This window comes from Nocardioides pymetrozini (genome assembly GCF_046058985.1).
Lineage (GTDB): Bacteria > Actinomycetota > Actinomycetes > Propionibacteriales > Nocardioidaceae > Nocardioides.
In genome coordinates, this window is the sequence record NZ_CP175556.1 from 4,073,118 (window position 1) to 4,085,669 (window position 12,552).

Genomic DNA, 12,552 nt, shown 5'->3' on the forward strand with positions numbered 1-12,552 from the left:
GGCGCCGGACGAGACGGCCCTCGCGGCGATGTCGGGGTGCCGTCGACGGGTGTGCGACACCAGCGTTGCCTGCCTGAGGGGCGCCGACGGCGGGGTCCTCGCTTCGACCCGCGAGGGCCGTCTCGGGAGGCACCGGAGGCGCCCGGACGGACCACCCACCCAGCCCGGCGCGCTGCCCGCCCACCCACCGTCCGCCGGACTCAGCCCGAGCTGCGGCCGAAGTACGCGTCCTGCAGCAGGGTCATGTCGCTGACCTCGCTGGCGGGCGAGGAGAGCATGGTCCGGCCCATGTCGAGCACGGTCACGTGGTCGGCGATGGCGAAGGACGCCTCGACGGCCTGCTCCACCAGCAGGATCCCGATCCCGGTCTCCTTGAGCTGGTGCACCCGCTCCATGACCTCGTTGACGATGACCGGGGCGAGGCCGCCGGACGGCTCGTCGAGCATGAGCAGCCGCGGCTGCGCCATCAGGGCCTGGCCGATCGCCAGCATCTGCTGCTGGCCTCCGGACATGCTCGCCGCCGGCAGCGCCCGCTTCTCGGCCAGGATCGGGAAGAGCTCGTAGATCCGCTCGGCCTCACGGCGCAGCTCAGCCCGCTTCAGCCTGCGCGTGTAGCCGCCGAGCAGGAGGTTCTGCTCGATCGTCTGGGAGTGGAAGACCCGCTTGCCCTCCTGCACGTAGGCGATGCCGTCCCGCACCCGCTGGTGGGCGGGCACCTTCGCGAGCGACGCACCCTGGTAGCGCACCTCGCCCGCGACGACCTTGTTCAGACCGCTGATCGCACGCAGCGTCGTGGTCTTGCCCGCGCCGTTGCGGCCCAGCAGGACCGTGATCTCACCGGCTCGCACGTCGAAGGACACGTCCCATACGACCCGCAGGTCGCCGTAGCCGGTGCCGAGTCCGCGGACCTCGAGCAGCGGCGCGCTCCCCTGGCTGTCGGTGCTCATCGGTCCATCCCTTCCTGCGCGGGCGCGACATCGGCCAGCACGACATGCGGGGACGAGGGAGCGTCGGGGTCGATGCCGAGATACTCGCTCATCACCCGCTCGTCGTTCTGGATCTCCTCGGGGGTGCCCCGAGCCATTAGCTCGCCGTGGGCGAGGGCGACGATCTCATCGGCGAGGGAGAGCACGAGCTGGAAGTTGTGCTCCACCAGTACGACGGTCCCGCCGGCGTCGCGCACCCGCCGGATGACCGCGGCGAGGCGCTCGACCTCGTCCTCGTCGAGACCGGAGGCGGTCTCGTCGAGCAACAGCACGCCGGGGTTGCTGATCAGGCAGCGGGCGACCTCGAGCAGGCGGCGCTGGCCGAGGGGAAGCGCGGTGGCCTCGGCGTCCTCGAGGTGGCGGATGCCGACGAGGTCGAGCACCCGGTCGGCCTCGGCGAGGTCGGCGCGCCGCACCCGGCGGTAGCGCGGCAGCCGCAGCACGGCCTCGAGGACGGTGGCGCGGTGCCCGGCGTACCGGCCGGCCATGACGGCCTCGCGGACCGTGATGCCCTCGGGAATGTTGGGCGTCTGGAAGGTGCGGGCGACGCCGGTGCGCGCGACCCGGTCGGGACCCTTGCGCTGCAGCTGCTGGTCGTCGAGTGCGATCACGCCGGCGTCGGTGCGGTAGAAGCCGCAGATCATGTTGAGCAGCGTGGTCTTGCCGGAGCCGTTGGGGCCGATCAGGGCCGTGACCCGTCCGGGCTGCGCGGTGAGGTCGACGCCCTTGAGGGCCTGGTTGCCACCGAAGGACTTCGCGACGCCCTCGACCCGCAGCACCTTGCCGGGCACGGCGGGCACCGCCTCGGACAGCGCGTCGGGAACACCCGGACGGTCGGCCGCGGCGTCCACCCGGTCCGCGACGGTCAGCCGCCGCCAGAGCGTGCGCGCCAGCCCGGAGAGACCACCGGTCAGCAGCACGCCGCCCAGGATGAGGAAGGCCCCGGTGACGACGAGGGAGTACTTCTGGAAGTCGGTGGACTGGTTGAGGCCGAACTGGAGGATGAAGGCGCCGAACACGGCGCCGTACACGCTCGCCGAGCCGCCGAGCACCGAGGAAGCCAGGATCGTCGTGGCGACGGTGAAGGAGAACGCCTCGGGCGAGATGTAGAGGTCCAGACTGGCGAAGAGCGCGCCGGCGAGGCCGGCGGGCACCGCGCCCAGGGCGTAGGCCAGCAGCTTCAGCCGGAACACGTTGATGCCCATGGAGGCCGCCAGCACCGGGCTCTTCTTGAGCACCCGGAGGGCCGTGCCGTGCCGGGACACGGCGATGTTGCGCATCACGGCGAACCAGGCGACGGTCACGACCGCGATCACCATGAAGTAGTCCTCCGGCGTCAGCATCCGGCCGAAGAGGGTCGGCGAGAGGATGCCGGTCAGGCCGTTGCGGCCGCCGGTGTCCTCGCGGAAGATCGCGAGCACGTCGGGCAGCAGCAGCACCAGGAAGAAGGAGGTCATCGCCAGCGACCAGCTGCCCAGGCGCAGACCCGGGATGCCGGTCACGATGCCGACCAGCAGCGCCGCGCACCCGGCGGCGGCGAGCTGGAGCAGGATGTCGGTGTGCCCGCGCTGGGACAGCATGCCGGCGGTGTAGGCACCGGCGGCGTACATCGCCACCTGGCCCAGGGCCAGCTCGCCGGCGTAGCCCAGGCTGAGGTTGAGGCCGCTGACCAGCAGCGAGAGGATCATCGCCAGCTGGAGCTGGCGGACGATGGAGTACTCGAGGTCGAAGAACGGGACGAGGATCAGCACGATCCCCAGCGCGAGCGGGACGAGCCAGAGCGGTCCCCGGTTGAGACGGGCGGCGAGGCTGCCGGCCCCGGTGGCGAGCGGCATCAGACCACCCTTTCCCTCGTGCGGACGAAGAGGCCGGCGGGACGCACCATCAAGATGGTGACCAGGATGAGGAAGACCGCGAGGTTCGCGTACTCGCCGCCGAGATAGCGCGAGGCGTACGCCTCGGCGAGGCCGACCATCGCGCCGCCGACGAGGGTTCCGGGCATCGAGCCGAAGCCGCCGATGGCCAGCACGACGAAGCCCTTCAGGGCCAGTGCCGCGCCGAGAGTGGAGACCGCGAAGGTCTTGGAGCCGACGAACAGGCCCACGAAGCCGGCGAGGGCACCCGCGGCCACGAAGGCGGAGAACGCGAGGCGGCGCACGTTGACACCACGCAGGAGCGCCGCCTCGCGGTCCTCGGCCATGCCGAGCAGGGCGAGGCCGGTGAGCGAGCGGCGCCCGTAGATCCCCAGCCCCACGACCAGCAGGACGGCGATCGCGACCAGGAAGAGCTCGACCGGGTAGGCGCGTCCGCCGAGGAGGGTGATCGCCTCGTCCCCGGCGAAGAAGGGGACGGTCAGCGGCTGGCTGCCCCAGGTCAGCTGGGCGACGCCGTCGAGCAGGATCGACGCACCCAGCGTCGTGACCAGGATGTTGTGCATGTCGCCGACGGGCCGGATCGCGATCCGCTCCTCGACGGCGGCGATCAGGGCCACGGCGGCAGCCGCCATGACCAGCACGAGCGGCGTCGGGAGGTCCCAGGTCACCAGCCCCGTGTAGGCGACGAAGGCACCCACCATCGTCAGCTGCGCGTGGGCGAAGTTGAAGGTCTTCGAGGAGATGAAGACGATGTTGTAGCCGATGGCCACGATCGCGTAGATCGCGCCCAGGGCGAGGCCACCCCAGATCAGAGTCACGGTGCTCCCTCGGTTCGTCGGAGGTCGAGGACCGGCGGGGCGGGAGGACCCGCCCCGCCGGAAGCTCGGCTGCCTAGCGGAACTGGCCGTCCTGCAGCGGCCCCGGGGCGATGAAGGCGAACTCCTCGGGCGCCGGGTTGGCGGCGTGCGAGTCCTCCGAGAACCGGTAGGTGCCGATGACCGCGGTGGTGGCGGCCTCGAGGACCTCGGGGTCGAGGAGCGCGTCGGCGATCTTCTTCGGGTCGGTCGACCCGGCCTCCTCCGCCGCCGCCTGGACCAGCGCCAGGGCGTCGTTGTTGTAGGCCACGATCAGGGTCGCCTTGATCTCGTCGATGGCCTTCATCCGGGAGACGAGGTCGTTGACGTCGGTGGCGTCGGGGTCGTGCGCCGTGCTGGTGTAGACCTGCATCACGAGGTTCTTCACCGCCGGGGTGCCGAGCACGCCGGACGGGGGCTCGGTCGAGATCAGGCCGGTGGCCGCGACCGAGGTGTTGCCGATGATCGGGATGTCCCAGCCGAGCTTCTCCACGCCCTTGAGGACATAGCCGAGCGGGGCGCCGTAGGCGTCGAGGACGAGGGCATCGGGGCTCTTGGAACGGATCGCCTCGAGCTGGGCGGTCATGTCGAGCGCCGCGACGTCGTACTCCTCGTTGGCGACGACGTCCACGCCGGCGTCGTCGAAGGTCTTCTCGGCGGCCGCACCGTAGACCTCGCCGTAGGAGCTGGAGCCGTGCAGGATGCCGACCTTCGCGTAGCCCTTCTCCTCGAAGTACGGCGGGAACGCGTCGAGCTGGTTCTGCGCGCTGGCCGAGAGGTCGAAGTTGAGCGGGAAGGCCTTCGGGTCGGCGGAGGTCTCGGTGGGGCCGATGTTGAAGGACAGGATGTTGTTCTGCTTGAGGATCGGCAGGGTGGCGTCGGCGACGGTCGAGGGCCCGGAGTTGAGGACCAGGTCGGGCTTGTCCTTGGCGATCGCCTCGCGCAGCTTGGTGACGGCGACGGTCGGGTCGGCCTGGTCGTCGACGACCTCGAGGACGACCTCGCGGCCGTCGATGCCGCCGGACTCGTTGACGAGCTCGGCGCCGGCCTTGGCCGAGAGCACCGACGTCGACGCGTTGTCGGCGAGCACTCCCTCGGCGGAGACGCCGCCGAGCACGAGGACCCGGTACTCGTCGTCGCTCCCGCTGCCGCCGTCCTCGCCGGCGCATCCGGTCGCGACGAGCGCGAGGGCCGCGAGGCCCCCGACCACCTTGAACAGACGTGTCTTCATCCCAGATTTCCTATCGATGGCTGTGGGCGGGCCCAGGGACCCGCGGCGTCGAAGCGACACGAGGACCCGAGCCTCTCGCTATGACCTTCCGGGCTATTCCGAATCGTCATAGTAGGCCACTGACCAAGCAAACGCTAGGGCAAATTCGGCCGTTGGCGGGAGGCCTGTGCGAGGCTCGCGCCGTGACGCTGACGAACGACGACCGGATCGCCCTCGACGACCTGGTCCACCGCTACGCACTGCTCGTCGACGGCCGGGACTTCGCCGCCGTCGGCGCGCTGTTCACCGCGGACGCTCTCCTGCACCTGCCCGACCCGCCGGCGGCGCTCGACCCGTCGGTCGAGGTGCGCGGCCGGGCGGCCATCGTCGAGGCGCTCGGCCGGCTCACCGGGTTCGCCGCGACCTTCCACGCCGTGGTCGGACGCATCGCCGACCCGCTCGGCCCGGACCGCGCGAGCGGCCGGGTCGCCTGCGAGGCGCACCATGTGAGCGTCGGCGACGACGGCGCGACCCGGGACCTGACCTGGTATCTCCACTACGCCGACGAGTACGCGCGGGCCGACGGGCGGTGGCTGATCGCGCGGCGGGCGCTCACGGTCGAGGCGATCGCCACCGCCCCCGTCCGCAGGGTCCGTACCCTCGAAGCGTGACCGCCGCGGAGCAGCACGAGGGACAGCACGAGGGACAGCACGACTGGCACATCGACCGGCTGGACCTCGCCGGCTATCTCGCCCGGCTGGGACAGCCGGCGGCGGACCCCTCGCGCGCCGCGCTCGACGCGCTGCACGTGGCGCACGTGCGGACCTTCACCTTCGACAACATCGACGTGCTGCTGGACCAGCATCCCGGCGTCGGCCTCGACGCGCTGAACGAGAAGTTCGTCGAGCGCGGGCGCGGCGGCTACTGCTTCGAGCACTCCACCGTGCTCGCGGCCGCCCTCGAGCGTCTCGGGTACGACGTGCGCCGGCGCCTGGGCCGCGTCGGCGACCCGGCGCGGGGCGATGTCCAGGGTCGCACCCACATGACGGTCGAGGTCCGTCTCGACGGGGAGCGGCTGCTCTGCGATCCCGGCTTCGGGATGAGCCTGATCCGCCCGGTGGTGCTGGCCGACGGAGCACGCAGCGACCAGGACGGCTGGCCCTACCGGGTGGTCCGGGTGGACGAGGGCTGGGGCCTGCAACGGCTGCGCGAGGTCGGCTGGGAGCACAGCCACACCGTCGAGGAGATCCCCGTGCTGCCCGTCGACGTCGTGATCGGCCACCACTACACGAGCACCTTCCCGAGCTCGCACTTCCGTCAGGGGCTGATGCTCACCCGCCACGACGTGGGGCGGCACGTCACGGTCACCCACGACAGCCTCACGGTGCGGCGACCGGGCCGGCCGACCGAGCACCGTCCGCTGGCCGAGGGCGAGCTGGGCACCTGGCTGCGCGCGCTCGCCGTACCGCTGACGGCGGAGGAGGAGCGGCGCCTGCTCGACCGGCTGGCCGCACTCGGCGGCTGAGCGTCAACGCACCGTCACCGCCCGGCGACGATCCCCTCCGCGAGATCGGTGCCGACGCGCACGGCGCCGTCGACGTGCTGGAAGCCCAGGCCGGCGACGTCGCTGCTGCCGAACTCGATCGGTCCGACGGGCTGCCGCAGGACCTGGCCCCACCGCGTGAGGCCGCCGAGGTCGAAGCTCGTGCCGTAGGCACCACCGGTCAGCTCCTGGTGCTGCCAGTCGCTCTCGACGTAGGCGAGCGGGTGTCGGGCCGGCTCGCCGTAGTAGACGGCGAGCGAGTCGAGGACCCGCGTACGCCGCTCCTCGGCGTCGAGCGCGCCGACGGCGTCGGCGTTGACGTCGGAGACGAAGCCGACGAGAACTCCACGCGACTCGCCCTCGGGGGTGTTGTCGTAGGCCTCGTGCACGAGCTCGTAGGGCCCGAAGGCGGTGCCGTCGAGACCGGCCTCGCGCCAGAACGGCGTGGAGTACATCGCCTGGACCTTCACCACCAGCCCGAAGGACTGGTGCTCGCGGGCGATCCGGTGCTCGGCCGGGAGCTCGGGGTCGAAGCGCACCCGGCGCACGACGGTGGGCGGCACGGCGAGCACGAGACGACGCGCGGCGTACCGGACGTCCCCGACGTGCACCACCACTCCCCCATCGCTCCACTCGACCCGGGTGACGTCCTGTCCCAGCCGGACCCGGTCGCCGAGCCGGCGCGCGAGCTCGAGCGGCACCGACTGCAGGCCGCCGACCACGCGCCGGTCGAGGATGACGTCGGCGTCGAGCAGGTTGCTGAAGGAGCCGGCACTGGCGGCCATCTGCACGGCCTGCAGCGCCGAGAACGCGTGAGCCGGCTTCGTCAGCATGGCCGGGCCGAGGTAGAGCGCGATGTTGTCGCGCGCCTCGGCGTCGTCGCACTGCTCCTCCAGCCAGGACCGCAGGGAGATGCCGTCGAGATGGCCTGCGTCGGGGAGCTCCCACGGTCGCGCGGGATCCATCGCGGCGGCCAGCGCGTCGAGCCGCTTGGTCAGCTCGGTGATGGCGGCGGCGGTGGCCGCCGGAACCGGCAGGTCCTCGGCGAACCGGCGAGCGACGCCGTCGCGGCCGACGTACACCGAGTCACCCTCGCGGTGGCGCGGGTAGGTCGCCAGCCCGAGCTCGTCGAGCAGGCCGAGCAGCGCGTCCTGGTCGGGGGAGACCCACTGACCGCCGATCTCGAAGGACGCGGGCGCACCCGCGGCGTCGGCGGTGTCGGTCCGCAGCCGGCCGCCGACCCGGTCGCGGGCCTCGAGGACGAGCACGTCGCGGCCGGCCTCGGCCAGCCGCCACGCGGCGGTGAGGCCGGTGACGCCGGCGCCGACCACGATCACGTCGTGGGTCACCACGCCCGCCATCTCAGGCCTCCATCGCAACGGGCGCGTCGGTCGGGTCGACGACCACGAAGCGCTCCTCGGGCCGCCGGGCCAGGTAGGTGAGGTAGTAGACGAGGGCGACGGCGAGGATCGCGCCGGTGATCGCGAGGTCGACCGCGGACGATCCGACGAGGGCGTAGCCGACGGCGACGACGACCAGCAGCGGAGGCAGCGGCCACAGCGGCATCCGCCATCCGGGGGCGGTGCTCATCCGGCGCACCTTGATCGCGGCGAGCGCCAGCACGACGTACATCGCGGAGATGATGACCGAGGTGATGCCGAGCAGCGCCTCGATGTCGACGCCCCAGGCGAGGAGCGCGCCGGGGATGCCGATGACCAGGGTCGCGACCCACGGGGCGCCGTACCGGGGGCCGAGCAGGCTGAGCGCGCGGTTGACCGCGGGCGGCCAGGCGCGGTCGCGACCGGAGGCGTAGACCACGCGGCTGTTCTGCAGGACCATCACGATCGCGGCGTTGAGGATGGCGATCGCGATGCCGAGGTTGACCGCGACGGCGGTGGCCTCGCCGCCCCAGGCGCGGACGAACTCGGAGAAGTCGCCGGTCGCCAGCGCGCCGAGGTCGTCGACGGCCAGCACGGTGGTGATCGTCGGGACCAGGATCACCAGGCCGCCGAGGCCGAGCGACCAGAAGACCACGCGGGCCACGTTGCGCCGGGGCTCGACGACCTCCTCGGCCAGGTACGCCGCCGTGCCGAACCCGCTGACCACGAAGACGCCGACGGTGAGCCCGGAGACGAGGAGCGCGGCGGTGAACGGCTCCAGGCCGTGGTCGCCGAGGACCTGGGGGCTGACCAGCTCGCCGGGGCCGCGCTGGATGTGGGCGGCGCCGAGGACCGCGACGACGACGGCGGCGACGATCTCGAGCAGCAGGAAGATCCCCGTGACCAGCGCGTTGGCGCGGATGTCGAGCAGGGCGATGCCGGTCGCGACGAGCATGACGACCGCGCCGGTGAGCGCGCGGTCGAGGCTGACCAGGTCGGCGAGATAGTCGGCCGTGCCGAGCGCGATCACCGGCGGGATCACCCACAGCAGCACGCCGGAGAGCGCGAAGGTGAGCCAGCCGGCGCAGCGGCCCAGCGTGTGGGTGACCATGGCGTACTCGCCGCCCGCGCTGGCGACGCGCGTGCCGAGCTCGGCGTAGCAGGCGCCCACGGCGACCGAGATGAGGATGCCGGCCACGATGGTGAGCACCACGCCACTGCCCTGGGTGGCCATCATCTCCGGGACGATGATGAACAGGCTCGACGCGGGCGTGATGCAGGAGAGGACCAGCAGCACCGCGCCGCCCGGTCCGAGGACGCGGGCCAGGCCCGCGCCCTTCGGGTGCGCGGCGTCGGCGCTCCCCGCGGAGCCCGTCGGGCCGGGGGGCGGGGCGGTGGTGGTTTCAGTCATTCCGGACTCCTCGGCGATGCCGTGCGGCGCGCTTTGAACGCCGTACAAAAGTTTGAACGGCATTCAAAGTGACGCACGCCACGGGCCCGCGTCAAGACCCCCGGTGGGAAATTCTTCTTCGCGAGCGCTCGCCAAAAGCAGGCGTCTACGCTGACGCCCGTGGCACGCACCCGATCGAACCGGCGCCTGGACCGGCCCCGAGAGCAGGTGCTGGCCGCGACCCTCGAGATGATCGCCGCCGAGGGGCTGGGCAAGGTCACCATCGCCTCGCTCGCCGCTCGGCTGGAGACCAGCGGCGGCCACCTCCTCTACTACTTCGGCACCCGCAACGGCCTGCTCCTGGAGACGCTGCGCTGGAGCGAGAGCCAGTACGCCGAGCAGCGGGCGCCGCTGCTGGCGCGGGCCGCCGCGGGGACCGCCGAGCTCGGCACCCTGCTGGAGTTCGCCGGCGTCTTCCTGCCCGTCGACGAGCGCGACCCGCGCTGGCTGCTGTGGCTCGAGCTGTGGGCGCGGGCGCCGTACGACGACGAGCTGGCCGCCGCCCAGCGCGAGCTCGACGCCCACTGGCACGACGACCTGGTCGTCCTGCTGCGGTCCTGCCTGCCCGAGGCGGGGGATCCCGAGGGGCTCTCCGAGCGGCTGCGCGCGATGTGGGACGGATTCGCGATCGCCATCGTCAACGGCGGGGGAGTCGCGCAGCGCGACGCCGCGATCGCCCACACCCGCGCGACGCTCGCCCCTGGCGATCCCTGATCCCGTCCAGCGGGACCTGCCGCGGCCCGTGCCGTCCGCCTCACCACAGTGGGCACTCCACGACCAGGGAGGTTCGCCCATGACCACGGCTCACGACGTCTTCTCCGGCCGCACCGCGGTGATCACCGGCGCCGGCAGCGGGATCGGCGAGGGGCTGGCGCGCCACGCGGCGACCCTCGGCATGAACCTGGTCCTGGCCGACGTCGACACCGCACGCCTCGACGCGCTCGCCCCCGAGCTGCCCGGCGAGGTGCTCTGCGTCCCCACCGACGTGGCCGACCCGGCCGCCGTCGACCGGCTGGCCGAGGCCGCCTTCGAGCGCTTCGGCAGCGTCGAGCTGGTCGTCAACAACGCCGGCATCATGACCATCGGCTATGCCTGGGAGATTCCCGCGGACCGCTGGGACGCCGCCATCGACGTCAACCTGCGCGGGGTGGTCAACGGCGTCCGCAGCTTCGTGCCGCGCCTCCTCGAGCAGGGCACCCGCGCCCACGTCGTCAACCTGTCCTCGGTCGGCGGCTTCCTGCCGAGCCCGATGATGGCCCCCTACACCGCGACCAAGTTCGCGGTCCTCGGGCTGACCGAGTCGCTCGCCCTCGAGCTACAGATGCGGGAGTCGCCCGTCCGCGTCTCCGTGGTGACGCCCGGACCGGTCCGCAGCGAGATCTTCGCGCAGGCACCGGCCACCGACGACCCGGCCCTGCTCGGCTTCCACGACTACCTCGCCCGGCAGAACGCCGAGGAGGGCATTCCCGGCGAGGAGTACGCGCGGATCGTCCTCGACGCGGTCGCCGCCGGCGAGTACTGGGTGATCACGCACCCCGCGTTCACCGACGCCGGCCTCGCGGCCCGCGCCGAGATGATCCGGACGCGGACGGCGCCCTCGATCGCCCTGGGCTGAGCCACCGGACGGGACAAGGCCGGGACACGAAGGGGACAAGGCCGGGGACCGCGGCCCTGCTGAGCGGGACGGCGGGCCTCCTAGCGTCCCCGCCATGATCCCCCTCAAGCGCAAGCACAGGTCCCTCCTCGCCCTCGGGGCGAGCCTCCTCACGGCGTCGATGCTGACCCTCGCCTCCCCCGCCCACGCCGCCGGCGAGTGGCAGGACGGCACCAGCGAGTCCGACACGATCCTCAACTGCTGGACCGGCCAGCCGAGCGCGGGCGTCACCGCGAACGTCGGCTGGTGGTCGCCGACCGGCGAGGTGCCGAAGGTGGGCGAGCCCTTCCTCCTGCACGGCTACATCGGCCTCGTCGGCCTGCCGTGCAGCAGCAGCGGCGTGGCCGTCGTGCCCGAGCTGATGTTCGACGAGGCCGCGTTCGGCTACCCCGACGAGCCGGTCCGATGGGGCATCAACGCCATCGACGACCCGACCCCGACCTTCACCACCGACCCGGTCACGCTGACCCGCGGGGCCCACAACGGCATCGCGATCGCGTCGGTCAACGGGCAGGCGATCACCCTCAAGCGCGGCCAGATCTTCGAGTTCCAGGTCCCCGTGGTCGCCCAGCGCGCCCTGAAGGGCACGGCGACGCCTCCGCCCAGCTGCTACGAGCGGGCCGCGGGCCTCGGCCCGTGCTCGGTCGCCAGCTCCGGCGACCACCTGCAGGTGGCCTTCCAGGTCGCCGGGCACGGCGGCGACAAGCCCTTCGTCACGCCGTACGTCCCCCTCTTCGCGACCGGTCCCGACGGCTCCGGCGGCGGCACCGGAGGCGGCACCGGCGGCGGCGTGGCGAAGGTCGCGTCCAGCACGACGGCGAAGTTCAAGGTGTCGGCGCGGGCGAAGGGCAAGGCGACCGTCACCGTCCGCGCGGGCGCGGCGCCGACCGGTCCCGTCGTCGTCCGCGACCTCGCCCGGGGCGGCCGGGTCGTGGCACGCGGCACCCTCGCCGCCGGCCACGGCGGAGTGCTCCGGATGAAGGTCGCCAAGCTCGGCACGGGCAAGCACCGCCTGGTGGCGGAGTACGCCGGCTCGGCCTCGGTCGCGTCGTCGAGCTCGGCGGTCAGGAAGATCCGCCTGGGCTGAGGGAAGCGACAGTGGGCCCGGGTCAGCCGAACCGGGTCCACTGCTCCAGCACGACCAGCGTCTTGGTGCTCGCGACCGCCCCGCCGGAGCGCAGCGAGCTGACCACCCGACGCAGGTCCTCCACCCCGTCGACCCGGATGCGCACCAGCGCGTCCGGGTCGCCGGCGAGGGTGAGCACCTCCTCGACCTCCGGGATCTGCGCCACGAACTCCATGATCTGCGCGAGGTCGAGGTCGTCGGCGAAGTGCAGCTCGGTCATGGCCTCGATGCCGGTGGCGATCCGCCCGTGGTTGATCGTGACGGTGTAGCGCTCGATCACGCCGAGCCGCTCCAGCCGGGCGATCCGGCGCTGCACGGGTGCCACGGTCAGGCCGACCGCCGTCGCGATCTCGCGCAGCGGCCGACGTGCGTTCTCCCGCAGCAGGTCGAGGATGGCCCGGTCCGTGGGGTCGAGGATCGCCTGCTCGCTCACGCAACGAAGTCTACGTGCCACGGCGTGTGCGTTGCTCCACGTC

12 protein-coding genes are annotated in these 12,552 nt (G+C 72.4%); 5 read left to right on the forward strand and 7 right to left on the reverse strand.

Going from position 1 to position 12,552, the window contains the following annotated elements; translation table 11 throughout:
* Positions 1 to 200 precede the first annotated feature (200 nt).
* The 4 genes from ACJ5H2_RS19910 to ACJ5H2_RS19925 form a co-directional block, all read right to left on the reverse strand.
* Positions 201 to 947 (reverse strand): ABC transporter ATP-binding protein, encoded by a 747-nt coding sequence (locus ACJ5H2_RS19910; protein ID WP_408897175.1) that lies wholly within the window; start codon positions 945 to 947, stop codon positions 201 to 203.
* A complete protein-coding gene (locus tag ACJ5H2_RS19915; RefSeq protein WP_408897176.1) occupies positions 944 to 2,821 on the reverse strand; it encodes an ABC transporter permease subunit in 1,878 nt (625 codons plus the stop codon). Before ACJ5H2_RS19915 ends, ACJ5H2_RS19910 begins: the two co-directional genes overlap by 4 nt.
* On the reverse strand, positions 2,821 to 3,678 hold the full coding sequence (locus ACJ5H2_RS19920) for a branched-chain amino acid ABC transporter permease (protein WP_408897177.1): 858 nt from the start codon (positions 3,676 to 3,678) through the stop codon (positions 2,821 to 2,823). The genes ACJ5H2_RS19915 and ACJ5H2_RS19920 overlap by 1 nt, the downstream gene beginning before the upstream one ends.
* A 73-nt stretch (positions 3,679 to 3,751) precedes the next feature.
* A complete protein-coding gene (locus ACJ5H2_RS19925; RefSeq protein ID WP_408897178.1) occupies positions 3,752 to 4,945 on the reverse strand; it encodes an ABC transporter substrate-binding protein in 1,194 nt (397 codons plus the stop codon).
* A gap of 182 nt (positions 4,946 to 5,127) precedes the next feature.
* Here ACJ5H2_RS19925 and ACJ5H2_RS19930 point away from each other — a divergent pair, with 182 nt between their 5' ends.
* Together ACJ5H2_RS19930 and ACJ5H2_RS19935 are read left to right on the forward strand one after the other, a co-directional pair.
* On the forward strand, positions 5,128 to 5,595 hold the full coding sequence (locus tag ACJ5H2_RS19930; RefSeq protein ID WP_408897179.1) for a nuclear transport factor 2 family protein: 468 nt from the start codon (positions 5,128 to 5,130) through the stop codon (positions 5,593 to 5,595).
* Complete coding sequence (locus ACJ5H2_RS19935) at positions 5,592 to 6,449, forward strand: arylamine N-acetyltransferase family protein (RefSeq protein ID WP_408897180.1); 858 nt, start codon at positions 5,592 to 5,594, stop codon at positions 6,447 to 6,449. Before ACJ5H2_RS19930 ends, ACJ5H2_RS19935 begins: the two co-directional genes overlap by 4 nt.
* Before the next feature lie 14 nt (positions 6,450 to 6,463).
* On the opposite strand, the gene ACJ5H2_RS19940 is transcribed toward ACJ5H2_RS19935, so the two are convergent.
* Positions 6,464 to 7,819, reverse strand: a complete 1,356-nt coding sequence (locus tag ACJ5H2_RS19940) for a flavin monoamine oxidase family protein (protein ID WP_408897181.1) — start codon at positions 7,817 to 7,819, stop codon at positions 6,464 to 6,466.
* 10 nt (positions 7,820 to 7,829) lie between these two features.
* Complete coding sequence (locus tag ACJ5H2_RS19945) at positions 7,830 to 9,257, reverse strand: APC family permease (RefSeq protein ID WP_408897182.1); 1,428 nt, start codon at positions 9,255 to 9,257, stop codon at positions 7,830 to 7,832.
* 159 nt (positions 9,258 to 9,416) lie between these two features.
* Here ACJ5H2_RS19945 and ACJ5H2_RS19950 point away from each other — a divergent pair, with 159 nt between their 5' ends.
* The 3 genes from ACJ5H2_RS19950 to ACJ5H2_RS19960 all read left to right on the forward strand — a co-directional run bounded on the left by ACJ5H2_RS19950 (position 9,417) and on the right by ACJ5H2_RS19960 (position 12,037).
* Positions 9,417 to 10,010: a TetR/AcrR family transcriptional regulator gene (locus ACJ5H2_RS19950; RefSeq protein WP_408897183.1), complete on the forward strand. Its 594-nt coding sequence runs from the start codon at positions 9,417 to 9,419 to the stop codon at positions 10,008 to 10,010.
* A 79-nt stretch (positions 10,011 to 10,089) separates the two neighbouring features.
* Positions 10,090 to 10,911: an SDR family oxidoreductase gene (locus ACJ5H2_RS19955; protein ID WP_408897184.1), complete on the forward strand. Its 822-nt coding sequence runs from the start codon at positions 10,090 to 10,092 to the stop codon at positions 10,909 to 10,911.
* Between the two features lie 94 nt (positions 10,912 to 11,005).
* Positions 11,006 to 12,037, forward strand: coding sequence for an Ig-like domain repeat protein (locus ACJ5H2_RS19960; RefSeq protein WP_408897185.1), 1,032 nt, complete (start codon positions 11,006 to 11,008; stop codon positions 12,035 to 12,037).
* A 22-nt stretch (positions 12,038 to 12,059) separates the two neighbouring features.
* On the opposite strand, the gene ACJ5H2_RS19965 is transcribed toward ACJ5H2_RS19960, so the two are convergent.
* Complete coding sequence (locus ACJ5H2_RS19965; protein WP_408897186.1) at positions 12,060 to 12,509, reverse strand: Lrp/AsnC family transcriptional regulator; 450 nt, start codon at positions 12,507 to 12,509, stop codon at positions 12,060 to 12,062.
* Positions 12,510 to 12,552: the final 43 nt, after the last annotated feature.